The organism is Verrucomicrobiaceae bacterium, from assembly GCA_016713035.1.
Classification (GTDB): domain Bacteria; phylum Verrucomicrobiota; class Verrucomicrobiia; order Verrucomicrobiales; family Verrucomicrobiaceae; genus Prosthecobacter.
Genome location: JADJPW010000003.1, coordinates 12651 through 35251 on the forward strand (window position 1 = coordinate 12651; position 22601 = coordinate 35251).

Annotated in this window: 24 protein-coding genes and 1 pseudogene; 10 read left to right on the forward strand and 15 right to left on the reverse strand. The window is 58.2% G+C overall.

Going from position 1 to position 22601, the window contains the following annotated elements; all coding sequences use genetic code 11:
• The first annotated feature begins 40 nt into the window (after positions 1-40).
• Genes IPK32_11215 through IPK32_11225 form a run of 3 tightly spaced genes read left to right on the forward strand, consistent with a single transcriptional unit; the run spans position 41 to position 2231 of the window.
• A complete protein-coding gene (locus tag IPK32_11215; protein MBK8092520.1) occupies positions 41-1246 on the forward strand; it encodes a family 10 glycosylhydrolase in 1206 nt (401 codons plus the stop codon).
• A gap of 6 nt (positions 1247-1252) precedes the next feature.
• Entirely contained in the window at positions 1253-2089 is an 837-nt protein-coding gene (gene bla / locus IPK32_11220; protein ID MBK8092521.1) for a subclass B3 metallo-beta-lactamase, read from the forward strand.
• A gap of 4 nt (positions 2090-2093) precedes the next feature.
• Positions 2094-2231 (forward strand): hypothetical protein, encoded by a 138-nt coding sequence (locus IPK32_11225; GenBank protein MBK8092522.1) that lies wholly within the window; start codon positions 2094-2096, stop codon positions 2229-2231.
• 40 nt (positions 2232-2271) lie between these two features.
• Here the strand turns inward: IPK32_11225 and IPK32_11230 are convergent, their stop codons facing one another.
• The 3 genes from IPK32_11230 to IPK32_11240 are packed head-to-tail and all read right to left on the reverse strand — an operon-like array spanning position 2272 to position 3547.
• Positions 2272-2514 carry a hypothetical protein gene (locus IPK32_11230; protein MBK8092523.1) on the reverse strand — a complete coding sequence of 81 codons (243 nt, stop codon included), beginning with the start codon at positions 2512-2514 and terminating at the stop codon, positions 2272-2274.
• Positions 2511-3278: a hypothetical protein gene (locus IPK32_11235; GenBank protein MBK8092524.1), complete on the reverse strand. Its 768-nt coding sequence runs from the start codon at positions 3276-3278 to the stop codon at positions 2511-2513. Before IPK32_11235 ends, IPK32_11230 begins: the two co-directional genes overlap by 4 nt.
• A gap of 17 nt (positions 3279-3295) precedes the next feature.
• Positions 3296-3547 carry a hypothetical protein gene (locus IPK32_11240; GenBank protein MBK8092525.1) on the reverse strand — a complete coding sequence of 84 codons (252 nt, stop codon included), beginning with the start codon at positions 3545-3547 and terminating at the stop codon, positions 3296-3298.
• Between the two features lie 78 nt (positions 3548-3625).
• On the opposite strand from IPK32_11240, the gene IPK32_11245 reads away from it, so the two are divergent.
• The 4 genes and pseudogenes from IPK32_11245 to IPK32_11260 all read left to right on the forward strand — a co-directional run bounded on the left by IPK32_11245 (position 3626) and on the right by IPK32_11260 (position 7109).
• Positions 3626-4183 carry a recombination protein O N-terminal domain-containing protein gene (locus tag IPK32_11245; GenBank protein ID MBK8092526.1) on the forward strand — a complete coding sequence of 186 codons (558 nt, stop codon included), beginning with the start codon at positions 3626-3628 and terminating at the stop codon, positions 4181-4183.
• A gap of 34 nt (positions 4184-4217) precedes the next feature.
• Positions 4218-5228 carry a hypothetical protein gene (locus IPK32_11250; GenBank protein MBK8092527.1) on the forward strand — a complete coding sequence of 337 codons (1011 nt, stop codon included), beginning with the start codon at positions 4218-4220 and terminating at the stop codon, positions 5226-5228.
• 27 nt (positions 5229-5255) lie between these two features.
• Positions 5256-6333, forward strand: a pseudogene (locus IPK32_11255) (exo-alpha-sialidase).
• Positions 6330-7109, forward strand: a complete 780-nt coding sequence (locus IPK32_11260) for a hypothetical protein (GenBank protein ID MBK8092528.1) — start codon at positions 6330-6332, stop codon at positions 7107-7109. Before IPK32_11255 ends, IPK32_11260 begins: the two are co-directional and overlap by 4 nt.
• A 9-nt stretch (positions 7110-7118) precedes the next feature.
• Here IPK32_11260 and IPK32_11265 read toward each other — a convergent pair whose 3' ends face one another.
• Entirely contained in the window at positions 7119-7823 is a 705-nt protein-coding gene (locus IPK32_11265) for a YggS family pyridoxal phosphate-dependent enzyme (protein MBK8092529.1), read from the reverse strand.
• A 73-nt stretch (positions 7824-7896) separates the two neighbouring features.
• On the opposite strand from IPK32_11265, the gene IPK32_11270 reads away from it, so the two are divergent.
• A complete protein-coding gene (locus IPK32_11270) occupies positions 7897-9213 on the forward strand; it encodes a Gfo/Idh/MocA family oxidoreductase (protein MBK8092530.1) in 1317 nt (438 codons plus the stop codon).
• Positions 9214-9490: 277 nt separating this feature from the next.
• Here IPK32_11270 and IPK32_11275 read toward each other — a convergent pair whose 3' ends face one another.
• The 4 genes from IPK32_11275 to IPK32_11290 all read right to left on the reverse strand — a co-directional run bounded on the left by IPK32_11275 (position 9491) and on the right by IPK32_11290 (position 12798).
• Entirely contained in the window at positions 9491-10372 is an 882-nt protein-coding gene (locus IPK32_11275) for a 4-hydroxy-tetrahydrodipicolinate synthase (GenBank protein ID MBK8092531.1), read from the reverse strand.
• 93 nt (positions 10373-10465) lie between these two features.
• Positions 10466-10861, reverse strand: coding sequence for a four helix bundle protein (locus IPK32_11280; protein ID MBK8092532.1), 396 nt, complete (start codon positions 10859-10861; stop codon positions 10466-10468).
• Positions 10862-10919: 58 nt separating this feature from the next.
• Positions 10920-11732 (reverse strand): diaminopimelate epimerase, encoded by an 813-nt coding sequence (locus IPK32_11285; GenBank protein MBK8092533.1) that lies wholly within the window; start codon positions 11730-11732, stop codon positions 10920-10922.
• A 151-nt stretch (positions 11733-11883) separates the two neighbouring features.
• Positions 11884-12798, reverse strand: coding sequence for a dihydrodipicolinate synthase family protein (locus IPK32_11290; GenBank protein ID MBK8092534.1), 915 nt, complete (start codon positions 12796-12798; stop codon positions 11884-11886).
• Positions 12799-13041: 243 nt separating this feature from the next.
• Between IPK32_11290 and IPK32_11295 the strand changes: the two genes are divergently transcribed.
• On the forward strand, positions 13042-14058 hold the full coding sequence (locus IPK32_11295; GenBank protein MBK8092535.1) for a glutamine synthetase beta-grasp domain-containing protein: 1017 nt from the start codon (positions 13042-13044) through the stop codon (positions 14056-14058).
• Positions 14059-14134: 76 nt separating this feature from the next.
• Here the strand turns inward: IPK32_11295 and IPK32_11300 are convergent, their stop codons facing one another.
• The 6 genes from IPK32_11300 to IPK32_11325 form a co-directional block, all read right to left on the reverse strand.
• On the reverse strand, positions 14135-14530 hold the full coding sequence (locus tag IPK32_11300; GenBank protein MBK8092536.1) for a hypothetical protein: 396 nt from the start codon (positions 14528-14530) through the stop codon (positions 14135-14137).
• Entirely contained in the window at positions 14527-15186 is a 660-nt protein-coding gene (locus tag IPK32_11305) for a transposase (GenBank protein ID MBK8092537.1), read from the reverse strand. Before IPK32_11305 ends, IPK32_11300 begins: the two co-directional genes overlap by 4 nt.
• A 163-nt stretch (positions 15187-15349) precedes the next feature.
• Positions 15350-16072: a hypothetical protein gene (locus IPK32_11310; GenBank protein ID MBK8092538.1), complete on the reverse strand. Its 723-nt coding sequence runs from the start codon at positions 16070-16072 to the stop codon at positions 15350-15352.
• Between the two features lie 97 nt (positions 16073-16169).
• A complete protein-coding gene (locus IPK32_11315) occupies positions 16170-17795 on the reverse strand; it encodes a CTP synthase (protein ID MBK8092539.1) in 1626 nt (541 codons plus the stop codon).
• Positions 17796-17826: 31 nt separating this feature from the next.
• Positions 17827-18582: a 3-deoxy-manno-octulosonate cytidylyltransferase gene (gene kdsB / locus IPK32_11320; GenBank protein ID MBK8092540.1), complete on the reverse strand. Its 756-nt coding sequence runs from the start codon at positions 18580-18582 to the stop codon at positions 17827-17829.
• A gap of 73 nt (positions 18583-18655) precedes the next feature.
• The gene (locus IPK32_11325; protein ID MBK8092541.1) at positions 18656-19375 is read right to left on the reverse strand and encodes a PEP-CTERM sorting domain-containing protein; all 720 of its coding nucleotides are present in this window, start codon (positions 19373-19375) and stop codon (positions 18656-18658) included.
• A gap of 599 nt (positions 19376-19974) precedes the next feature.
• Between IPK32_11325 and IPK32_11330 the strand changes: the two genes are divergently transcribed.
• Entirely contained in the window at positions 19975-21186 is a 1212-nt protein-coding gene (locus IPK32_11330) for a DEAD/DEAH box helicase (GenBank protein ID MBK8092542.1), read from the forward strand.
• Positions 21187-21198: 12 nt separating this feature from the next.
• On the opposite strand, the gene IPK32_11335 is transcribed toward IPK32_11330, so the two are convergent.
• Entirely contained in the window at positions 21199-22011 is an 813-nt protein-coding gene (locus IPK32_11335; protein MBK8092543.1) for a hypothetical protein, read from the reverse strand.
• Positions 22012-22601 lie beyond the last annotated feature (590 nt).

Sequence of the window (22601 nt, forward strand, 5' to 3'; positions counted from 1 at the left end):
GGGCGTTTCTCATGCTGGGTCACGACAATGGCCCTTTGCCATGCTGAAGCCCCTTTTTTCACTCCTTGTTGTTCTTTGCACCTCGCTCTTCGCCGCCGAGCCACCGAAGCCGCGCAACGGCTCGCAGCTCATTGTCGTGAATGACGACGGCTTCAGCGCCTTTCACAGTGGCCGCTACAAGACCGCCGAGGATCTGCGGAAGGCCATGCTGGCCTACAAGGACACGCAAGTGGCCGTAATGGAGTGGTGCATGATCGCAGGCAGCCGAGCGAATTATCCTTCGAAGGTCACCAAGTTGATCGGCGATGGCATGACTGAATTTCCTCGCCGTGGCGACAAGCTCGCGCACGAAACACTCAAGCGCATGGCCGACGCAGGCGAGCACACGTTGAAGATCGTTGCCGATGCGTGCCACGAGGCCGGAATCGCCTGCTATGCCTCGCTGCGCGTGAGCGGCGACTATGCGGCGGAGATGTGGGGCGGCTCGTTTCCGAAGTTCGCCAACAGCACCTTCTGGTGGCAGCACCCGGAGTTCCGCATCGTCGATGCGAAGGGCAAAACCGGCGCGCGCTTCTCCTTTGCCTTCCCCGAGGTGCGCGAGTTCAAACTCGCCATCCTGCGCGAGGTCGTGGAGGCCGACATCGACGGCATCAATCTCGACTTCCAGCGCCATCCCATCTTCTTCAGCTTTGAAAAGCCCATGGCCGATGCCTTCAAGGCCAGATACGGCATTGAGGCCGCCACCGTGCCGCAGGACGACCCGCGCTGGTTCCCGCTGCGCTTCGAGCACATGACCCGCTTCGTCCGCGATGTGCGCCAGCTCCTTGATGAAGCAGGTGAGCGCAAAGGCAGGCACCTCGGGCTCTCTGTGCGCATCGACTGGCAAAAATATCCCACCTGGGGCTGCGACATCGAGACCTGGCTGAAGGACGGCCTGCTCGACTACCTCGTCGTCGGCCAATACGGACTCGGCGGCTATGACTTCGACATCGCGCCCTTTGTGCAGATGGCCAAAGGCAGAGGCTGCGCCGTGCTATTCGGCGAAGAAGCCACCGTCAAAGGCCACGACCGCACTGCCGAGGAAGACCGCCTCATCGCCGCAGGCAAGATGAAGCCCGTGCCCAGCACGCTGCTCACCCGCGAGCACTACGAGCAACGCGCCGCCAAAGTCCGCGCCGCCGGAGCCCAGGGCCTGCATCTCTTCAACGAGACTCGCAAAGAGATGTTCCAAGGTCTCGCCGACTGAGCCCTCATGAAACCACTGCTTCTTATCCTCAGCCTCTTCTTCTCCATCCAAGCGCTCGTCGCACAGCCTGCGGCATGGATGGAGCCCTTTCCACCGCACAAGATTGCCGGAAATCTCTACTACGTCGGCTCGAAGGATCTCGCGTCTTATCTCATCGCCACACCCGAGGGGCACATCCTTATCAACAGTAGCTTTGATGAGTCCGTGCCACTCATTCGCGCGAGCATAGAGAAACTCGGCTTCAAGTTCACCGACGTGAAGATCCTGCTCATCAGCCACGCTCACTCGGATCATTGCGCAGGCAGCGCGGAGGTCATCAAGCAGACCAAGGCCCAATACTTCGTCATGGAGCAGGACGCCGATGCGGTGGAGAGCGGCGGCGCGAAGAAGTCACGTCTGGCCGACTACACGCAGTTCACCCCCGCCAAAGTGGACCGCCGACTCAAAGACGGCGACGAGGTCAAACTCGGCGGCAGCACACTCGTCGCAAATCTCACCCCTGGCCACACACGCGGCTGCACGACATGGACGATGAAGGTCGATGACCTCAACGCCGTCATCATCGGCAGTCCGAATGTGAACCCAGGCTACATCCTCGTCGCCAATAAAGACTACCCAACCATCGCCACCGACTACGAGCGCACCTTTCACTTCCTCAAAGCACAGCCCGTTGATCTCTTCCTCGGGGCCCACGGCGGTTACTACGACATGAATGCCAAACATGCCCGCTCGATTGACGCTGGTGCCAATAACCCCTTCATTGATCCCGAAGGCTACCACCGCTACGTTGCGGACCGCGAGAAAGCCTTCCTCACTGAATTGGCGAAACAACAGGCCAAGTAATGCCATGCGCCGCGTCCTTTTGCTCCTCATTGCTCTCAGCCCGGCGCTCTTTGCCGCCGAGCCGCTCTTCACCATCCAACTGGACACCGTCAGCACCGGCTTCGACAAAAAATCCTGCTGGGTGCATCCTCGCGCCGGATAATAATCGGGGCCTCAGCCGTGCCATGGCCTTCAAAAGTGAATCATGCGTCCTTCCAAGCCGTACCCGAGAGCACCAATTGATCTCCCGGCTTGAGCTTACCAGACAAAGCGCGGACTTCGACGGCTGCGCGAGCCACATGCACCTGACCGCTGCCAAAGTCGCCGGATTCGATCTTCGCTAGTCGTGGATCAATCGGACGCTGAAGATCAAGGCGGAGCGTCTTCGGCAGTTCATCTGCCATGACGCACAAACTCCAAAGGCAGAGGCAAAGTGCGGCTCTCATGGCTTCGCGCCGGCATGGAGTTTCACTTTGTTCTTCTCCCACTCGGCATTCGGCAGCGCTCCCCAGATGCGCAGCTTGCGAAAGCTGGCCTCGGTGCCTGCGCCGAGCATGATGCTGTGTTTAGCGGTGCCGATGAGCGGATTGTCCAGCGTGATGCTTTTCTTGTCGAGCGTGCCGACGACTTCATTGCCCTGGATCTCCAGCACGACGGTGTGCCATTCGTTCAGTTTGATGGGCGTGAGCAGCTTCACGGTGGGGCCTTTTTCGCGCTGCTTGGTAGTGGGATTGATCTTGTCCGCGTCATACGGGGTCAAAAACAGCCCTCCCTGGCCGAGGCTGAGCGAGATGACGTAGTCCTTTGCGTCTGTGGCCTTCACAAAGAGCGAGCGATACTTCCGGCCCTCGTCAGGCACGTCGTTGAGGCGCACCTCGCATTGGATGATCACGTTTTGAAACGGAAGGCCAAACGAAGCGGTGGCCGGATGGTTCGCTCCAGGGGTCTCGATGCCGCGGAACTCGCCCTTCGCGATCTCCCAACGTCCGCCTTTGCCACCCGTGGCGCTGCTGTTGTAGCGCCAACCAGTGAATCCGCTCGCGAAGCCGACGGGCTTGCCGGTGAATGGAGGTGGTGCTTCAGCGAAGTCCTCACTGGCGAGCAGCTTGCCCCGCGTGGTCATGAGCGTGGCAGGTTCGTCAGCTTTGGCAGCGAGGCAGAGTGTGAATGCTGCCGCGACAGCGAGGTGTGTGTGCAATAAACGATTCATAGGTTTAAAAAAGGAGTTCATTTCGCTGCCCAGATGCGAACGTCGTCGAAGAGCACACCGGGACCGTTTACGGTGAAGTGAAAGCTCTGTTTCTTCGTGAGCGGCTCGTCGGCGTAGGCGGAAACGGCAAGAATGAGGGCAAAGAATGGTTTCATGGCTGGAGGCAGAGAAAACGCCATCCAGACGACACCCTCGCGGAAAAATGGGTGATACGCAGTACGCATCACCACCGGATATGCGGATGCAGTGCGGCCTTTTTTGTCCTTCATCGGAATGGTTCTGTTTCAAAATGACATACCAGGCTTTGCTCTGTGTTGATTCCTGCTAGCATCCTGCCCTGCTCATAGATGCAAAAAACCGAAGCCATCCTCATCGGCCGACAGAGGCACACAGAGACGAGTTTGATCGTCGAGTGGTGCAGTGCGGAGATGGGGGTGTTTAAAACCATCGCCAAGGGAGCTCTGAGGCCGAAGTCGCCGTTTGTGGGGCTTTTGGACCTCTTTGTGAGTTGTGATCTGCGCTTTGTGCCGGGGAAAAATACCGACTTAGGCATCCTGGCGGAGGCGCGGTGGACGAATCCGCGTCTGGGGCTACGCACCAGCTACGGACGCGTGCTGGCGGCCACCTACATGGTGAAGCTCATCACCCTCGTGGTGGAAAGTCACACACCGCTGGCAGAGATCCATGCGCTCCTCTGCAAGGCGCTGGATTTTCTCACGGAAAAAGACCCGAGCATGGCGCTCATCACCCGCTATGAGCAGCGTATGGCAGAGGCACTCGGCATCGTGCCAGAGGGCAGTCGCTCACTTGCGGCGGAGGCTATCGCGGATGTCTTCCACAAGCGTCTGCCCGTGCAGCGACGGCAGGTGGTGGAGTGGATCAGGGAAAAGTCAGTGAGTCATTGATTCAGTGAGGCAGTGAATTTAGAAAGAGGGTGCCATGAATATCATCCGTGTTTCACTCTCCATCCTGTTTTCGGTCGCGGCTATGCAGGCCGCTCAAATCGTCGAAGTCATCGGCAGCGGTCTCAAAGAGCCGTTTGGCACTGAGTTCGACTCCACGGGCAAAATGTACGTCGTGGAGATGATTTCGGGGAATCGGCTCTTTCGCGTCGAGGAGGGCGGAAAGCTCCTCCACATCGCCGGACAGGAAAAAGCAGGCTACAGCGGGGATGGTGGCCCAGCACTGCAAGCGCAGTTCAACGGCCCGCATAACCTCGCCGTCCTACCCGATGGCAATATACTCATCGGTGACACCTGGAATGGTGTGGTGCGGAAAGTGGATCTGAAGACCAACAGTGTGAGCACCTTGCCGGGCTTCAAAGCGACGGGCAAGAATATCAAAGGTACAGGCCCCTACTGCATCACGCTCGATTTTACGGGCACGAAGCTCTACATCGCCAATTTGCAGCAAATCCACATGGTCGATCTGGCTTCTGGCACCTCCCAAGTCGTCGCGGGCAATGGCAAGAAGGGAAAACCCGAAGATGGTGCCGTAGCGGTCGATGCGCCGCTGGTCGATCCGCGTGCTGTGGCGGTGGATCGGCAAGGAAACATCTACATCCTCGAGCGTGGTGGCAATGCGCTGCGTGTGGTGGCTAAAGACGGCAAAATCCGCACCGTCGTGAACGCCAGCGGCCAAAAAGGCGGCGAAGGCGATGGCGGCGACGCACTCGCAGCCACGATGAATGGCCCTAAGCACCTCTGCGTGGATAAAGATGACTCCGTCATCATTGCAGACGCGGAAAGTCACCTCATCCGCCGTTACGTGCCAACCACCGGCAAGATCGAGCGCATCGCAGGCACTGGCAAGCACGCCAAAGGTAGCGCCAGCGGCGATCCACAAAAGTGTGAGCTAGCTCGTCCTCATGGAGTGACCATTCATCCGCTGACGGGTGAGCTTTACATCACGGACAGTTACAACGACCGTGTCTTGAAAATCACCAAGTAAGCCCTTCCCGCTCATCCATCCTATCCTATGAAGACTGCTCTGTTCGCCCTTTTGTCGGCGTTTGGCTTCTGCCCACTTTTGCGGGCAGAGACTGCGGCGATGAAGACTGAGTTCATTTACGATACGGGGCCGTATCCGCAGATCCATGCGACTACGCTAGCGGAGACTCCATCCGGTCTCGTCGCCGCGTGGTTCGGTGGCACGCATGAGAAGAACCCAGACGTCTGCATCTGGGTATCTCGCCTCATCGACGGGAAATGGACGCCCAGCGCAGAGACGGCCAATGGAGTACAGCCCGATGGCACACGCTATCCCACCTGGAATCCGGTGCTTTTTCAGCCGAAAAGCGGTCCACTCATGCTCTTCTATAAAGTGGGCCCCAATCCCGAGCAGTGGTGGGGCGAGCTCAAGACGAGCACGAATGGTGGCCAAAGCTGGTCTGCAGCGCGGAGATTGCCCGAAGGCATTCTCGGGCCGATCAAGAACAAGCCCATGCAGCTCGCCAATGGCGATATTTTATGCCCTACGAGCAATGAAACGCACGAGAAGCCCAGCAAGTGGGCCGTGCATTTCGAGCGCAGCAGCGATCTAGGTGCGACCTGGCAGAAAACCCCTCCGGTAAATGATGGCGTGGCGATTCAGGCGATCCAGCCGAGCATTCTCTCTCTGGGTGGGGATAAACTGCTCGCTCTGGGACGCAGCCGAATGAATCGTGTGTTTGAAGTGCGCAGTGAGGATGCTGGGAAGACATGGGGACCGATGACACTGGGCACACTCCCGAATAATAATAGCGGCACGGATGCCGTCACGCTGGCCGATGGCAGCCATTTGATCGTGTACAATCACATCGGTGGCACTCCCGGCAAGTGGGGCGGCAAGCGCCCCTCTGAACCTCGCAGCAAGCAAGGATGGCACGACCTGGAGTGCGGCGCTGGTGCTGGAGAGCGATCCCGGCGAATACAGCTATCCAGCGATCATCCAGACCCGCGATGGGCTCGTACACATCACCTATACCTGGAAACGCCAAAAGGTGCGCCATGTGGTGATCGATCCTGCGAAACTCAAGCTCCAACCCATCGTGGATGGACAATGGCCCACAGCATGACACGCGAGCTCTACGAACAAATCATGGCGCAAGGGGCTGCGGTGAACCTCAGCACGCGTGCGAAGTGGCGGCTGACTGGCGCAGACCGTGTGCGCTACCTCAATGGGCAAGTGACCCAAGATGTCCGCCGTGCTAGCACGACGAACACGCTCTACGCCTGCGTGACGGATGTGAAGGGCCGCATGTGCGGCGATGTCTTCATCCATGCGGGGGAGGAGGCACTCCTCATCGACGCAGAGGCCACTTTACGTGAGTCACTAGGCATGCGCCTTGAGCGCTACATCGTCGCCGATGATGCCGAGCTCACGGATGTGACGAACCCATGGCAGCTCTGGCATGTTTTCGGGCCAGATTTGCCTCCAGGTATCCGCTCCATGCGCTTTGGCATCACTGGGGTGGATCTGTGGCTGCCGGCTGACGCGGCGTATGTTCCGCGCCACATCGAGCTAAGCGATGCGGATGCCGAAAGTCTGCGCATTTTGCAAAAAGTGCCTCGCTGGGGCCATGAGCTGACGAATGAGACTTTTCCGCCAGAGGCGGGATTAGAGTCTCGTGCGATGGATTTCGCCAAAGGGTGCTACATCGGCCAGGAAGTGCTCTCACGCATCAAAACGACCGGGAAGATGCCGCGCACGATGGTCTCGTTTGAGAGTGAGACTGCTCTTTTGGTAGGTGATGCCTACGAAACGGGAAAAGTGACCAGTGTGACGATACACCCACTCAGCGGCAAAAGCGTCGGGCTAGCGATGGTGCGACCGAGCAGGATGATGGAATAGACTACGGACTCACGCATCGACGTTCTTCGCCGTCCTTTCACCAAAGATGGCACTACCGACGCGGACGATGGTGGCTCCCTCCTGGATGGCGACATCAAAATCATGGCTCATGCCCATGCTGAGGCCAGGCAGCGGAGCTCCACCGCTTTTTTCCAGCTCATCACGCAGTCTGCGTAGCTGGACAAAGTAGGGGCGTGTTTTCTCTGCGACGGGATCAAAGGGCGGGATGCACATGAGGCCCTGGATGTGCAGGCGATCGAGTTCATAGAGTGCATCGAGTCCACCACTCCGCAGCTCAGAGGGCTTGAAGCCGTGCTTCGTGCTCTCGGCGGCCAAATTCACCTCCAGATAGACTTTGGGGAAGAGCGCTAGCTCCGCACCGATGCGCTGGATGTCGCGAGCGAGGTCCAGTGAATCCACGCTGTGGATGGTATCCACGAGGGGCAGCACTTTGCGCACTTTGTTCGACTGCAAATGGCCGATGAGATGCCAGCGCAGCCGCGAGGGTAGCTCAGGTGCCTTGGCGAGGATTTCCTGCACTTTATTCTCACCAAAGAGGATCTGCCCTGCCTCCGCAGCCTCGCGGATGGCGCTAGCAGGAAAGGTTTTCGATACGGCGAGCAGATCCACACTCCCAGGCACACGACCTGCCTGTGCGCAGGCGGAAGCTAATCGTTCGCGGATGGTTTGGAGTCGTGCGGATATATCGCTCATGAAGGAGAAATCGGATAAGCAGCACGCTACGCAACGTATTTTGTGCCACCTCATCCCTCATTCACCTCACACCATGCAATCACGCCGTCATTTCATCCGCCAATCTGCAGCCACACTTTTCGCCGCCCCGTGGGTCACTACGGGCATGATGGCCGCTTCGCCGAATGGGAAGCTGCGCCATGCAGCCTTTGGAGCAGCGGGTATGTCGATGTCTGATATGAGTGCGATGTCACAGCATCCGATGTGGGAGCTGGTGGCCGTATGTGATGTGGACACGCGGAAATTCCCCGGTGCCTTGAAGAAATGGCCAAACGCAAAGACCTACCAGGACTGGCGAGAGCTTTTGGAAAAAGAAGCGGGCAATATCGATAGCGTAAACGTCTCCACGCCAGATCACATGCATGGCAGCATCGGCATCGCGGCCATCGCAAAGGGGAAACACGTCTATGGGCAGAAGCCGCTCGCTCATAATCTGTGGGAGTGCCGCCAGATGGTGGAGCGTGCCCGTACAAAGGGCGTGATGACCCAAATGGGCATCCAGGTCTCCTCCGACTCATCCGAGCGCTATGCGGTGGAGCTCATCCAAATGGGCCTCATCGGCAAAGTGAAGGAGGTCCACACTTTCTCGAACAAGAAATGGGGTGATATGGAGCCACGTCCCACGAAGAGCGATCCTATCCCAGAGGGCTTCGATTGGAACAATTGGCTGGGCGTCGCCTCGGAGCGTGGCTATATCGAAGGTTACGATCACCCTGCAAACTGGCGCAAGCGCCGTGACTTCGGCACGGGCACACTTGGCGATATGGGCTGTCACATGTTCAGCGGCTGGTTCCGTGCTCTGGATCTGGCTGCGCCCACGGGTGTCGTCTCACGCGGTCCCGCACCGAACAAGGACAACTGGGCGATCAACGCTATCGTCGAGTATTCCTACAAAGGCACCAAATTCACCGCTGGCGATAGCATTAAAGTGACCTGGACAGATGGCGATGCCCGTCCACCAGCCGAGGTCATGGCGCTGACTGGCGATGCGGCGAAATTTCCCGGTCAGGGAAGCATTTACCTCGGCACGGAAGGCGTTCTGCTGCATCCACACGGCTCCACGCCGCGTCTTTTCCCTGCGGATAAATTTAAAGGCATCAAGTATCCGAAACTCGAACCACGGAATCACTGGTTCGACTTCATCGACTGCTGCCTGAAGGGTGATAAGAAGCCCAGCGCAAACTTCGACTACGCAGGCCCGCTCACGGAGGCCGTGCTTCTCGGCTGCCTAGCCAGCGCCTTCCCTGGTGAAAATCTCATCTGGGATGCCCCGGCGCTAAAAATCCCGAACAACGAGCTGGCGGATAAAATGGTCCGCCGCGACTACCGCAAAGGCTGGGAGATTGTGTGAGGCGGCTACCCTTGCTTTAAAGCGGACGAGAACTCCTCCAGCGTTTTGCTTCGCAAATCGCTGGGATTGAGTTTGTAGGCAAAACGATGTCTGTGGTCTTTCGAGCCTTTCGGTCATCGCGTCAGAGAGCTGTGAAAAGCTCTCATCCAAGATGTCGATGAGCGAATCCACACGACCAACCGTTTCACCAGCGAGACGACTTTGTAGCGGGAGATTTGATCATAAGTTCTCTCCGCGTTACTACCATTCTGTCGCGCTGTTGCGCGATGTTGCCATTTTACCCGATGATCCCCAGCTTGCGAAGCGTGGCGGCGAGTTCGTCCACTTTAGGCTGCTCCATGCCAGTCATAGGGAGGCGCAGTTCTCCACTGCAATGTCCTGCGAGGGCCATGGCGGTTTTGATCGGGATGGGATTGGTGCTGAGTTTCAGGAAAGCGGCCAGCAGTGGGTAATAGCGGTGATGCAGGGCCTGAGCAGAGGCGTAATCGCCTTTTAGCGCATGCTGCACCATCTGGCTGATGGGGCCTGGAATGATGTTCGAGGCGACGCTCACGACGCCGACGGCACCCACGGCCATAAAGGGCAGTGTGAGACTGTCATCACCACTGAGGATCTCAAAGCTGGCGGGCAGCACCTGCTTCATCTGGTTCACACGCTCTGGATTGCCGCCAGCTTCTTTGATGGCGCAGATGTTCGGGCAATTTTCCGCGAGGCGCACTAGCACATCGAGCCCGATCTCGATGCCGCAACGCCCAGGGATGCTGTAAAGCATGATGGGCAGCTTGGTGGACTCTGCGACGGCTTTGAAATGCTGGTATAGGCCCTCTGGGGTGGGTTTGTTGTAGTAGGGAGCGACCTGGAGGATGGCAGTGGCTCCGGCTTTTTCGGCCTCTTGAGTGAGCTCGACGGCTTCGCGAGTGGAATTCGATCCGGTGCCGGCCATGACGACGCCACGCCCCTTCGCATACTCGACGGCGAGCTGGATGACGCGCTCGTGCTCATCGTAGTCGAGAGTGGGCGACTCGCCAGTGGTGCCACATGGCACGATGCCGGTCACGCCACCGTCAAATTGCAGATCGACGATGCGTTTGAGCGCGACTTCATCGAGCTGGCCGTTTTTGAAAGGGGTGACAATGGCGGTGTGAGTTCCGGCGAACATGGAGGGGCGGTGGGTGGTTGGAGTGTCTTTGGGACTGAAAATTGAGAATTGGAAACTGAAAACTGAAAATTGTATCGGCGGATGGTGCGGCGATTAGCGGACTTTTCGAGCTGGAGCGTTTGATTTGGCGGTGACGATGGAGGCACCGATGATGTTCATGAGCTCGCTGCATTCGTCGATGAGCGGACTTAGCCTACTTTTCTTCATCGTGCCGGTTTTGGAAGTGAGTTTCAGCCAGATGCGCGTTTCACGCAGTTCCTTCAAAACAATGCCCAGCTTGTGAGTGAAGTCATTTCGGCTCTCGGCGGCGCAGGCTTCCGCATAATTCGGCGCAGGTGACGTGCCGCAGCGAATCAGTTGCCCAGAAATATGCCGCCCTGTCTTGGTATCCGGCAACGACTCCACCAAAACACAGATTCGGGCAGCGAACTCCAAAAACCGCTCTTCCATGGCTTCCGCAAGTACCAGCGATGACTTCGTCGCACTCATAAACAATTTTCAGTTTTCAGTTCTCATTTTCCAATTTTCAGTACTCGAGAACTCTCGATCAAATCGAGACGCTCCCTCTAAAAACAAAGTCTGCCGGGCCAAACAGCGTCACATTGGTGTATTCACCCTTCGCGGTCTCCTCAAAGCCGACTTTGAGCGTATCGCCGCCTTTGACCAGCACGCTCACGGGGCTCGGGGCACCGGTGAGTTCATGATGAATCAGTGCACAGGCGACCATTCCGGTGCCGCAGGCCAGCGTCTCGTCCTCGACTCCGCGCTCGTAGGTGCGGATGGCGATGCTGCCTGGGGCGAGCACTTTGGCGAAGTTCGCATTGGTGCCTTTGGGTTTAAAAGCCTCATGATAGCGCAGACTGGCACCCCATTCACGCACAGGGACGGTGGTAAGATCCTCGACCATCACGACGGCATGCGGCACGCCAGTATTGACACTATGCACGATGAGCTGCTGATCGGCGACGGGCAGGCTCTGAGCCAGTTTCAGGCTGTGCGGGGCACTCATGTTGATACGAACCTGATCAGCCTCGAATTCGGCGCTGATCATGCCAGCGAGCGTCTCAAACTGGATTTTGACGAGCTTGTCGCCGTGTAGGTGGTTCACAAAACGACCAAAGCAGCGGGCACCGTTACCGCACATTTCGGCCTCGCCGCCATCGGCGTTGTAGTAGCGCATTTTAAAGTCGCCGCCGCTGGTGGCAGGCTCTACACAGAGCAGTCCGTCTGCGCCGATACCACGGTGGCGGTCACAGAGCTTTTCGATTTGGTCTTTCGTGAGTGAGAGGCTCAGGTCACGATTGTCGAGCATGACGAAGTCATTGCCCGCGCCGTTCATTTTGGTGAAGTGGAGGGTCATGGAAAGGGGCCGGAGTGAAGAGCGGTGAAGTGTCTGGTCAAGAAGCAGCCCAGGGCATTACAAAGCCCTGGAATGGCTCGATGAACTTCTTTGGAGATACAGTCTTTGCGGGTCAAATAAGCGAGCGGTGGGCAATCAGAACTCCACAGCCTCAAACATTCTTCGCAAGTAGGGCTTTGGCCGCTTTTTCGATTTTTGGGAGGAGTTTGGCCGGTAGCTCGGTGAGCAGTGGGAGCACGGGGCCTGTTTCTGCCACGCCAGAGAGCTCCACGGCATGATGCAGCACGAGGATCGGGCTATGGGCATTGCGCAGGTCTTCTAGAGCGGTGAATTCCTTGCGGATCCCCTCGGCAGTGGCCCAGTCTTTGGCCAGGATGGCTTTGAGCATCGCGGTGGAACGCTTGGGGGCTACGCATACACAGCCCGCAGTAAAGCCAGCGACGCCAAAGTCACGCATGTGGGTGATGGCGGGCTGTTCACCGATGCCACTGACGATGAGGCGTGGATCGACGATTTTGACCAGTTTTTTTAGCCATGGGTCCTTCTTCGGGTCCTCGACCACGATGGCGTATTTAATCCAGGAGATGAGCCCATCATTGACGAGCTCTGCCGCGATCTCCGGTGTGACATAGTTGGGGTCTTTAATGTAGAGCACGGCAGGGATGCCTGATTTTTCGACAAAGTGACGAACCGCCGTAGCGACACCCGCTGGCTTCGATGGGAAGAGCGTAGGCAGCAGCATGGCGGTAGGAAAGGCGTGCTCACGCAGGATACGAGCCTGGTCCATCGCGGTGCCATACATGGGGCCCACAGAGGGCACGACCCACATGTCATCTGGCGCGATATCCACGAGCATCTTTAGCAGCACCGCATACTCGCTGACGGAGATGTTGTAGAGGTTCGCATTGCCACCATAAAGCAAGGTACGGATACCGCCTTGGTGCATGTGGCGGATGAGTTTGTTATTCCGTGCTTTGCTGAGGCTGAGGTCGCGGTTCCGGCACAGGGGCGGCACGGCGATGACGGAGGATTGCAGATCAGCGAAGGTGGCGGGGGTGGTTTTCATGCGGGCGTGTATCCTGAGACTGGGCAGCGTCCCGCGCAAGCCGGGAGAGTGTGGGGGAAGTGAATGAGAATGGGGGGGAGGAGCCCGAAAGAGGTCATTTCAGCTCCCTGAAATAACGGTTCAAAAAATGGGGAAAATCGCCTCGCATCTGGCACAGGGCTTGCTCCTATGGGCGCTCGCCAAAGCCTCAAGGGTGTCATTTCCACCCCTACAGCGAAGCACTTACCAACCACATCCTCAACCATGGCCAAATACAAACTCGAATACATCTGGTTGGACGGCTATCAGCCCGTCCGCAACCTCCGCAGCAAGACGCAGCTCAAGGACTTCGACAGCTTCCCGAAGCTCGAGCAACTGCCCGACTGGGGCTTTGACGGCTCCTCCACCCAGCAGGCTCCTGGCGGCTCCTCCGACTGCGTCCTCAAACCCGTAGCTGTTTACCCAGACAGCACTCGCAACAATGGCGTCCTCGTCATGTGCGAAGTCTATAACGCCGACGGCACCCCACATGCCTCGAACGACCGTGCCACCATCCTCGACGACCCAGATGCCTGGTTCGGCTTCGAGCAAGAGTACTTCCTCTACCAAGATGGTCGCCCCCTCGGCTTCCCTGAGAATGGCTACCCTGCCCCACAAGGCCCTTATTACACAGGCGTCGGTTACAAAAACGTCGGTGACATTGCCCGTCAGATCGTCGAGGAGCACCTCGAAATCTGCCTCGCAGCAGGCATCAATCACGAAGGCATCAACGCAGAAGTGGCTAAAGGTCAGTGGGAATTCCAAATCTTCGGCAAAGGCTCCAAGACCTGCGCTGACCAAGTTTGGGTCGCTCGCTACATCCTCAACCGCCTTTGCGAAAAATACGCCATCGACGTAGAGTATCACTGCAAGCCCCTCGGTGCCACCGACTGGAACGGCTCCGGCATGCACTGCAACTTCTCTACCAAACACATGCGTGAAGTCGGTGGTGAGCCCTACTTCCTCGCCCTCATGTCTGCCTTTGATAAATACAAAGAAGAACATATCGCCGTCTATGGTCCAGACAATCACATGCGCCTCACTGGCCTGCATGAGACCCAGAGCATCGACAAGTTCTCCTGGGGCGTGGCCGACCGCGGTGCATCCATCCGCGTGCCACACAGCTTCAAGAACAATGGCTGGAAAGGCTACCTGGAAGATCGCCGTCCGAACTCCCAGGGCAACCCTTACCAGATCGCGTCCCGCGTCCTCAAGACCATCGCGACCGTGCCCACGAAGTAAGACAAAAGCACTAAACGTCCACGAAAACGCCGCCTGGAGACAGGCGGCGTTTTTTGCGGAAAAACTTAAGAGCTCATCAATCCTCAGCACCCGACATTGTTACGACATCCACCTTCAAATCACGCATGGAGCATATTTCTGCGTCTCCACCGTGGTCGATCCTGTGCATGCGCCGTGCTCCATCCTGCCGCTTTGACCCATAGCGACGCCGTTGCGCCTTAAACATCGCGTTCACAAACTCACGCGTCCCCAATACGGCTCCATCGGTGAAATACCTCACTCGGCACATCAGTGCCTCCACTACCGCAAGTCGCCCCTTGTCTTTCTCCACGCGTTCACGCGCTGCTTCACTGATGCTGCCGCGTGACGTGCCATCGGCGTTCGTTTTGACCGCAGTGCCCCAGGTGAAGAGCATCACTCGATAGCGCTCTAGCAGCTCTGCGCTGCTGCCATGGCGGAGGCTCTCTCTCAACCGTGCTCGCACGGCGACTTCCAGCCCTGGCGGGCTGTTATGCTGCCTCCAACGGCCTGTGCGTAGCCACACCACCGGTAGTCCTTGGGGTCGCTCACTAGCTTTGCCCTGACTGGATTGAGATCCACATACGCCGCGCACATCGCTAGGGCATCGCCACCACCCTCGATGAGGGTGCTCTTATACCGCTCCTCCCACAACGTGCCTTTGCGCTGGTGCTTTTTATTGAACCACGGGGTGAAGCGCTGCTTCAGGGACTTCATATAGGCAGAGATGTCCCACATCCGCTCGCGAAAGCCATCCAGGATCGCATTGGCAGCGTCATGCGCTTTGATTTTGCGATAATGATCGATCTCAGCCTGGATCTGCCCCGCTACATTCTTCCCGAAGGCCCTGCGCACAATACGGAGCACCTCGTCATCGGTCGGCGGCGTATCAGGTCTGCGCGGCACCTCGACGATGACATGGAAGTGGTTCGAGAGCACACAAAAGGTGACGACGCGGACTTGGCAGAGAGTTTCATACATGCGCAAGAAGTGCACAAACTGCTCACGCTCCTCTTCAAGGATCACGAAGCGTCGATCGACGACGCGGGAGACACAGTGGTAGTAAGCGACGGGGAAGTGAGAGGGAGCCTTGAGGCGGGCTTGGCGCATGCGGGGGAGGTAAGCAGGGAGTTTGGGGTGGCAAGTAGATAGTTATAAAAGGACAGTCCTTTTATTGATACACTTCGATACACCTCAACTTAGCTACTTGTACAGGTGTCTCTTTCACCATTCCTCCGAAAGATGACGATCTACGGTCAATTGGTCAATTTGTTCACTTCAACATTTCTGCCACCAGAGCAGCCTCTGCCTCAGGTGGCAATTGGATGGTGGTGCTGCCTACGTCTAAAAGCTGTGTCATCTGGCTTAAACGGGCATTTGTACCTCTGGAGAGAAATCCCCCTCCCCCGGATAGTTGCGCCTCCAGGACTATGCGTTCGGGCAGCCCATTTGCGAGTGTGATGGCCGCTTTGCAGATGTCGCAATTGAGAGAACCGAGCTGGATTGCTCCCGACTGCTGGATCGCTGCGGAGATCATTTTCTTTGCTGTTCCGAGGTTCATTTGACCTTCAAAGAGTGTCGGTGTGTTTTTACGCGAGGTGCGCCAAGTGTCCTGCACGGCTGGCAATTCCAGATGCGGTGGGGCAATGTCACGCAGCGCACGCACCATGCTGTGATCAATGTCTGAACGGGTGAATTTCTTCACAGGCTTCCATTCCTGGTCTGTTTTCGCGATGATTAATTTTCCGCGCATGGCCAGCTCGGCGCTGTATTTGCCGGAGGTCACTTTCACATACACACCTTGGGTGGCATTGTATTTGCCTTCGATGATGGCTGGCGCGGTGAGCCCTGGCGTCAGGTTCAGTTCGCAGCGCCAGGTGTAGCTTCCGGCGTCTTTGAGCTTTTGGATGGCCGTGAGGAGTTCCTCATCCTTTGCAATGACCTCAGTAGAGAGACAGGCAATTAAAAGAAGAGCGGCGGTGAAAAATCGTTTCATGAGCTTGGAGAGAGGACGGATAAGCGGTGATTGTAGCGACTCTTGTACTAAAATGACAAGCAAGAAGTCAGCGCTGGCTGAGAAGTCCCCTTTTTGCTCATGCACACCTAGGCTCTAGCACAGCGTGGTGATTCATGGCTGCTTTGACAAAGCCGTGGAAGAGAGGATGTGGGTGGTTCGGCTTGCTGAGGAACTCGGGGTGGAACTGGCATGCGACGAAGTAGGGATGTGCAGGCAATTCGACGATCTCGGCCAAGTCCCCTTTGGGGCTGGTGCCGGAGATGACCATTCCCTTGGACTCCATGAGTTCTTTGTAGTCGCTATTGAATTCAAAGCGATGCCTGTGGCGCTCGGTGATGGTGGCGCTGTGGTAGAGTTCGTAGGCTTTGCTGCCGGGTGTCAAATCTGTGACCCAGGAGCCAAGTCGCATGGTGCCGCCGAGCTGCTTCACTTTTTTTTGCTCTTCCATGAGGCTGATGACGGGATGAGCGGTGGCTTTGTCGAATTCGGTGCTGGTTGCTCCTTTGAGGCCGCAGACATTGCGGGCGAATTCGATGACGGCGATCTGCATGCCTAGGCAGATGCCGAAATAGGGCACGCCGTGCTCGCGGGCGAATTTGGCGGCGGTGATCTTGCCCTCGGTGCCTCGGTCGCCGAAGCCGCCGGGGATGAGGATGCCCTGTAATCCGGTCAAATAGAGCTCGGGGCCGGCTTTTTCGATGCTTTCTGCATCGACGCGGACGATTTCGACTTTGCAGTCGTGTGCGGCACCAGAGTGCGTGAGGGCTTCGTAGATGGATTTGTAGGCGTCTTGGAGCTCGATGTATTTGCCGACGACGCCGATGCGGACGTGGTGGGTGGGGTGGATGACTCGCTGCACAAAACTGCGCCAGCGGGTGAGATCGGGCTCGGGGGTTTGAAGTTCGAGGAGCTTGCAGACCATGCTATCGAGCCGCTCTTCGTGGAGCTTCAGTGGCACCTCATAGATGGTGTTTTTTACGTCTCGCACCTCTCCTACGGCTTCGATGGGCACGTTGCCGAATAGAGAAATCTTTTCACGCACATCGAGATCGAGTGCGTGCTCTGTGCGGCACAGGATGATGTGCGGAGCGATCCCGATCTCCCGAAGCTTGGCGATGGATTGCTGAGTAGGCTTGGTTTTCAGCTCTTGGGCTGCTTTCACATACGGCACGAGGCTGACGTGGATGAAGAGGACGTTTCCTTTGCCGACCTCATGGCCAAACTGACGGATGGCTTCGAGGAAGGGCAGGCCCTCGATGTCGCCGACGGTGCCTCCGATCTCGGTGATGATGACATCGCCCTGCATTTTCTCGGTGACTTCGTGGATGCGGGCTTTGATCTCGTTGGTGACGTGGGGGATGACCTGGACGGTGCGGCCTTGGTATTTCCCTGCACGTTCTTTATCGAGCACGCTCTGATAAACCTGGCCGGAGGTGAGGTTGTTGAGCTTGGAGAGATTGGTGTGTGTGAAGCGCTCGTAGTGACCGAGATCGAGATCCGTCTCAGCACCGTCATCGAGCACATACACCTCGCCGTGCTCGTAGGGGTTCATGGTGCCGGGGTCGATGTTCAGATAGGGGTCAAACTTCTGCATGATGACCTTCAGGCCACGCAGTTCGAGTAGGGTGCCGAGGGAGGATGCGGCAAGGCCTTTGCCGAGGGAGCTGACGACGCCGCCAGTGACGAAGATGTATTTCATGATGGTTCTCGGTTCGCGGTTCTATGCGCTAGGTTCAAGAGGAATGTTTTTGGAGATGCTTTTCGATGGCCTCTGCCTGCTCGGGTGTGTCCACACCGGGGGTGAGTTCATCCGTAAGGCCGACACGGATGCGTGCACCATTTTCGAGGGCACGGAGCTGCTCGAGGGACTCGGTCTGCTCCAGACGGCTCGGGGGCCAGGCCACAAACTGAAAGAGGAAGCTGCGCTGAAAGCCGTAAATGCCGAGGTGCCGGTAGCTACGCGGCCAGGCCTGTGGATTCCTAACAAAGGGCAGCGGACTGCGGCTAAAGTAGAGCGCGTCGCCATGGGTATCGAAGATGACTTTGACGATATTCGGATCAGCGATCTGGGTGGCGTCGTGGATGGGAGCTGCGGCGGTGATCATCTTTACGCTGGGGTCATCACGCAGCGTTCGGGCCAGCTCATCGATCAATGCGGGGGAAATGAGCGGCTCGTCGCCCTGTACATTGATGAGGACTCGGTGGTCGGGAAAGGATGCGGCGGCCTCGGCGATGCGATCGGTGCCACTAGGGTGATTCGGGTCGGTGAGGACCGTTTTGGCTCCGAAGGTGGCTGCTGCCTCGGCGATGCGGGCGTCATCGGTCGCGATGATCACGTCGTCGATCTGCTGGCACTCCTGGCAGCGCTCCCAGACATGCTGGACGAGCGGTTTTCCGGCGATGAGGTGCAGAGGCTTGCCTGGGAAGCGGGTAGAGCCCCAGCGGGCAGGAATGGCGACGAGGGTGCGTGAGGATTCAGAGTGGGCCACGGGCGGGTACGTGCGGGTTCGCCCGAGATGGCGCGGATGCTCACGCGATGCAAGGATGGAAAAGCGACTCTTTTCAGCGTTTTCGCCGCATCACCGCACAACCAGCAGCGGACAGCAGCAGCACGGCTCCCGCAGGCTCCGGCACGGTGTGTGTCTGGAGGTGAAAAATCGTCAGCGGGGCGGCGAAATCTCCCGCACCCTGCACATTGTTCACCCCACCCCAGATGGCCTTACTCGCAGAAGCCAAGGTAAAATCGGTAGAAAAAGTCTCACTCGGATCAGGCATGACCCAATTGTTCGCCACATTGCTATCGGAGCTGTCATTGGTGATCAGTGCCCACTCAAAGGCGCCATTGAGAGTCATCACATCATAAATCCACAGATACACGGCATCACCAGCCGCAAAGACATCGCTCGATAGCCCCTGATCGCTCGTGCCGTCCGGCAGCAGCTCAGCATCTTTATCAAAATACGAAACTGAGCTATTCCACCCGTTAAAGGCCGGTGCCTCTGCCCTGGAGAAAGGCTCCCAGTTCAGGACCCAGTCCTGGATATTCTGAGCGGTGGGGACGAAGCTGGACTTAAAAGTCCCTAGCTCAAAGCGGAATGAGTCATCCAGCGCCGACACGCCATCTGCCTGGAGCAATGCATTGCCGGGCACATCATGGAAATTGACCGTAGCAGCACCCAAGTGCCCAAATCCCAGCCCCCACAGCGCCACGAGCACACAGACCACTCTCCGCGCACCCAATGGGCCGAGGCTTGCTAAATAGGTCTTGGTCAGGCAAGTCATATCCTTTCGATTTCCTTCACCATGCCAAATTAATTGAGTAAAATCAATGTAATATCCATAATTTATCACCCCGCCATTGTCCGCCCTTCTCGTCATCCATCAGAGCTTCAGCACCGCGTCATTGCATTCCCCCCCAAACTGGCGGATAGACCCTGCTCCTCAGGCCAACACCACCTCTCGTGACCACCCGTAACCGCACCGAACATCCGCCGAAAAAACCCTCCATCATCAGTCGCCTGAAATCTGGCCTGAAGAAGGTGTTGCGCCTCGGCAAAGGCTCCCAAACAGCCTCCTCCCCCGCTCCATCACACCCCCAGCCGACTACGCTGCACGCCCACAAGCGCCCGCATGACGACCACGGGCACAAAACCACCCCCAAACCCGAGCTCAAGCCACGCGGCGACCGCCCACCGCAGCGTGAGCACCGCGAAGACCGTCCACCACGCGAACGCGGCCCACGCAGCGACCGCCCCGAGCGTGGTGGCGAAAGACGTGAGCGCGGCGAAAGAAGCGGCGACCGCCCAGAAAAACGCGGCCCTCGCCCAGAAAAACCCGCCCGCGAGAACCACGCCCCAGTCCCCCCTCCCCCGCCCCCACCCATTCCAGAAGGCCCCTACCCGCCGAACTGGGAGGTCCTCGGCCTCGCCCCCTCCGTGCTCGCCGCCGTGCGTGAGACAGGCTACGAAAAACCCACCACCATCCAGGAAAAGGCTATTCCTATCATCCTGACCGGCAAAGACGTCGTCGGAGCCTCCCAGACCGGCACTGGAAAGACCGCCGCCTTTGCCCTCCCCACCATCAGCCGCCTCGGAGCCCCCGGCAGCTTCCGCGTGCTCGTCCTCGAGCCCGTGCGCGAGCTCGCCGCCCAGGTCGTCGAGCAATTTGAAAAATACGGCAAGCACACCGGCCTCCGCGTCCTCCTCGTCCATGGTGGCGTAGGCTATGACAAGCAGCGCAAAGGCCTCCAGCAAGGCGTGGACATCGTCGTGGCCACCCCCGGCCGCTTGCTCGACTTCATGCAGGAAGGCATCGCCGACCTCCGCGGCGTCGAAGTGCTCATTTTGGACGAGGTGGACCGCATGCTCGACATGGGATTCCTCCCCGACGTCCGCCGCATCATCGAAAAGACCCCCGCGACCCGCCAGACACTCTTTTTCAGCGCCACCATGCCCCCGCAGATCAAGAGCCTCGCAGACTTCGCCCTGAAGGAGCCCGAGAGCGTCGAAGTCGGCATCCGCTTCTCCGCCGCAGAGACCGTCAGCCATTACATGTATCCCGTCGCCAGCGATCAGCGCCAGGAGCTACTCCTCGCCATCCTGAAGCAGACACACTTCAACAGCATGATGATCTTCACCCGCACCAAAGCGCAGGCAGATCAGCTCTTCAGCGCCATCGAGCAAACCGGCTCCTACAAAGCCGCCGTCATGCACAGCGACATCGGCCAAAAAGACCGTGAAAAAGCCCTCAAAGGCTTCCGCGACGGCGAATTCGAAATCATCGTCGCCACCGACCTCGCCGCCCGTGGGCTCGACATCACCCACGTCACACACGTCATCAACTACATGGTCCCAGAGGACAGCGAGGACTACGTGCACCGCATCGGCCGCACAGGCCGCGCCCAGAAAGAAGGCGATGCCTACACCCTCTTCGCCGCCGATGAAGTCATGAACGTCGCCAGCATCGAGCGCCTCATCAGCCAGAAAATCCCGCGCAAAAAGCTCGAAGGCTTCACCTACAAATACACCACCGTCCTAGACGAAGAGGACACAGCCCGCGCCATCCTCACCGGACGCAAAAAGAAGCGCCGGTAACACACCCCTCTCTCACCGCTCGATCCGTGGTGCGACCTGTAGGCAGCTCCACTCCTGCCCCTGCTCCCATCCCTTCTCACAGCGCAGGATGCAGCGCAGCGTCCTCGGCGGCTTACCGCCCAGGTAAGTTTCCGCACGCTTGAGCTGGATGCTCAATGCCCCATCTGCATGCCGCGTGATGATCTGTGGCTGATCGCTATCGAACCAGCCATCCTCCGTGAAAACGATGATCTCCTCTGCCTCACGCTGATGCCTCGTCACGCGAGCCGCGCCAGAGGCAGGCTTCAGCGTCAGCGTGATCGAGTCAGCCTTCTCCTGCGCCGCCGCCGTCCAGGCCGTACTCGTCCTCTCGGCACGGGCACGCTCCGCATCCAGCAGGCGCCTCCACTTCTCCAACACCACCGCCGTCTCCGCCACCGGCAGCGTGAGCTTCAGCTCCGCACTGCCCGGATGACAAGACTTCCCACAGCACATCCACACCGCTTGAGCCGCCAGCGTGACCTGCTCCCCCGGCTTTTGATCCGCAGGCGGCGTGATCTCCGTCCGCAGCATCACATCCCGGTCAAAGCCCTGCGCCTTGATTTGAAACATCAGCGTCCGCTCCGGCTCTGGGAACACCAGTGGCCCCGCCCTCCAGCCACGCGGCAGCGACCACGTCAACTGAGTCGGCACCCCCACGATACCCGGCTGCCGCCAATACGTATGCCAGCCCCGATCATGATCCACCCACAGCCCCACCGTAAAAGGCTTCCCCGGCACCACCGCCGACTGCTCCGAGACGAGCTGTAGCGAAAGCCCCGTGAGCGCAAAGCACGCGGACGACAAAAGAAATCCGCCCATCCAAAAAAGAACGAGCCAACGGCGAAAGGTAAACAAGGAACAGCCCAACATGCCTCCACCCATTGCACTTCTCCGCATACGGGCAAAGGGAATGACCTCGCAGATCTTGGTCTCCGCCTCTGGGGACGCGAAACTGGCTCTGGAAGACGCCGTCTGGCGTTAACAGTCCTCTTTTTCGGTTCATCAGGGAAGTTGGTACACAGAGGATATGCTGATCACCCTGCTGGGATTGCGGGACCTGGGAACGGTAGGAAGGACAAGAGCACTCTCAGGCGCATCCCGAAGAACGCGGCAGCGTCGTGGAGTGCGCGTGGCAAGCCTAGGCGCGACACCGCTGTCGCTAGCCGGAGTGCGCACTTCGGCCCAGGGCTTACGCACCAAAATGCTGCAAGTGTACGGATGGAAATGAGGACAGTATTAACGGCATGTAACTTGATAGCGGCTTCACATCAGCAAGGGCAGTGCTTTGAAATCACCGCGACCACACCGAGTTACCTAGGGTAAATACTGCGTAATCCAGGAAACAACCCCTATCCAGAGGTGCCCTAAATGCATTCCTTCACCCCACATCATCC

Coding starts and splice junctions, on each gene's coding strand:
- IPK32_11325 (MBK8092541.1), bottom strand. CDS start 19,375: ATGACTTGCCTGACCAAGACCTATTTAGCAAGCCTCGGCCCATTGGGT.
- IPK32_11230 (MBK8092523.1), bottom strand. CDS start 2,514: ATGAGAGCCGCACTTTGCCTCTGCCTTTGGAGTTTGTGCGTCATGGCA.
- IPK32_11305 (MBK8092537.1), bottom strand. CDS start 15,186: ATGCGCCAAGCCCGCCTCAAGGCTCCCTCTCACTTCCCCGTCGCTTAC.
- IPK32_11270 (MBK8092530.1), top strand. CDS start 7,897: ATGCAATCACGCCGTCATTTCATCCGCCAATCTGCAGCCACACTTTTC.
- IPK32_11245 (MBK8092526.1), top strand. CDS start 3,626: ATGCAAAAAACCGAAGCCATCCTCATCGGCCGACAGAGGCACACAGAG.
- IPK32_11215 (MBK8092520.1), top strand. CDS start 41: ATGCTGAAGCCCCTTTTTTCACTCCTTGTTGTTCTTTGCACCTCGCTC.
- bla (MBK8092521.1), top strand. CDS start 1,253: ATGAAACCACTGCTTCTTATCCTCAGCCTCTTCTTCTCCATCCAAGCG.
- IPK32_11290 (MBK8092534.1), bottom strand. CDS start 12,798: ATGAAAACCACCCCCGCCACCTTCGCTGATCTGCAATCCTCCGTCATC.
- IPK32_11240 (MBK8092525.1), bottom strand. CDS start 3,547: ATGAAGGACAAAAAAGGCCGCACTGCATCCGCATATCCGGTGGTGATG.
- IPK32_11285 (MBK8092533.1), bottom strand. CDS start 11,732: ATGACCCTCCACTTCACCAAAATGAACGGCGCGGGCAATGACTTCGTC.
- IPK32_11235 (MBK8092524.1), bottom strand. CDS start 3,278: ATGAATCGTTTATTGCACACACACCTCGCTGTCGCGGCAGCATTCACA.
- IPK32_11260 (MBK8092528.1), top strand. CDS start 6,330: ATGACACGCGAGCTCTACGAACAAATCATGGCGCAAGGGGCTGCGGTG.
- IPK32_11265 (MBK8092529.1), bottom strand. CDS start 7,823: ATGAGCGATATATCCGCACGACTCCAAACCATCCGCGAACGATTAGCT.
- IPK32_11225 (MBK8092522.1), top strand. CDS start 2,094: ATGCGCCGCGTCCTTTTGCTCCTCATTGCTCTCAGCCCGGCGCTCTTT.
- IPK32_11295 (MBK8092535.1), top strand. CDS start 13,042: ATGGCCAAATACAAACTCGAATACATCTGGTTGGACGGCTATCAGCCC.
- IPK32_11250 (MBK8092527.1), top strand. CDS start 4,218: ATGAATATCATCCGTGTTTCACTCTCCATCCTGTTTTCGGTCGCGGCT.
- IPK32_11280 (MBK8092532.1), bottom strand. CDS start 10,861: ATGAGTGCGACGAAGTCATCGCTGGTACTTGCGGAAGCCATGGAAGAG.
- IPK32_11275 (MBK8092531.1), bottom strand. CDS start 10,372: ATGTTCGCCGGAACTCACACCGCCATTGTCACCCCTTTCAAAAACGGC.
- IPK32_11310 (MBK8092538.1), bottom strand. CDS start 16,072: ATGAAACGATTTTTCACCGCCGCTCTTCTTTTAATTGCCTGTCTCTCT.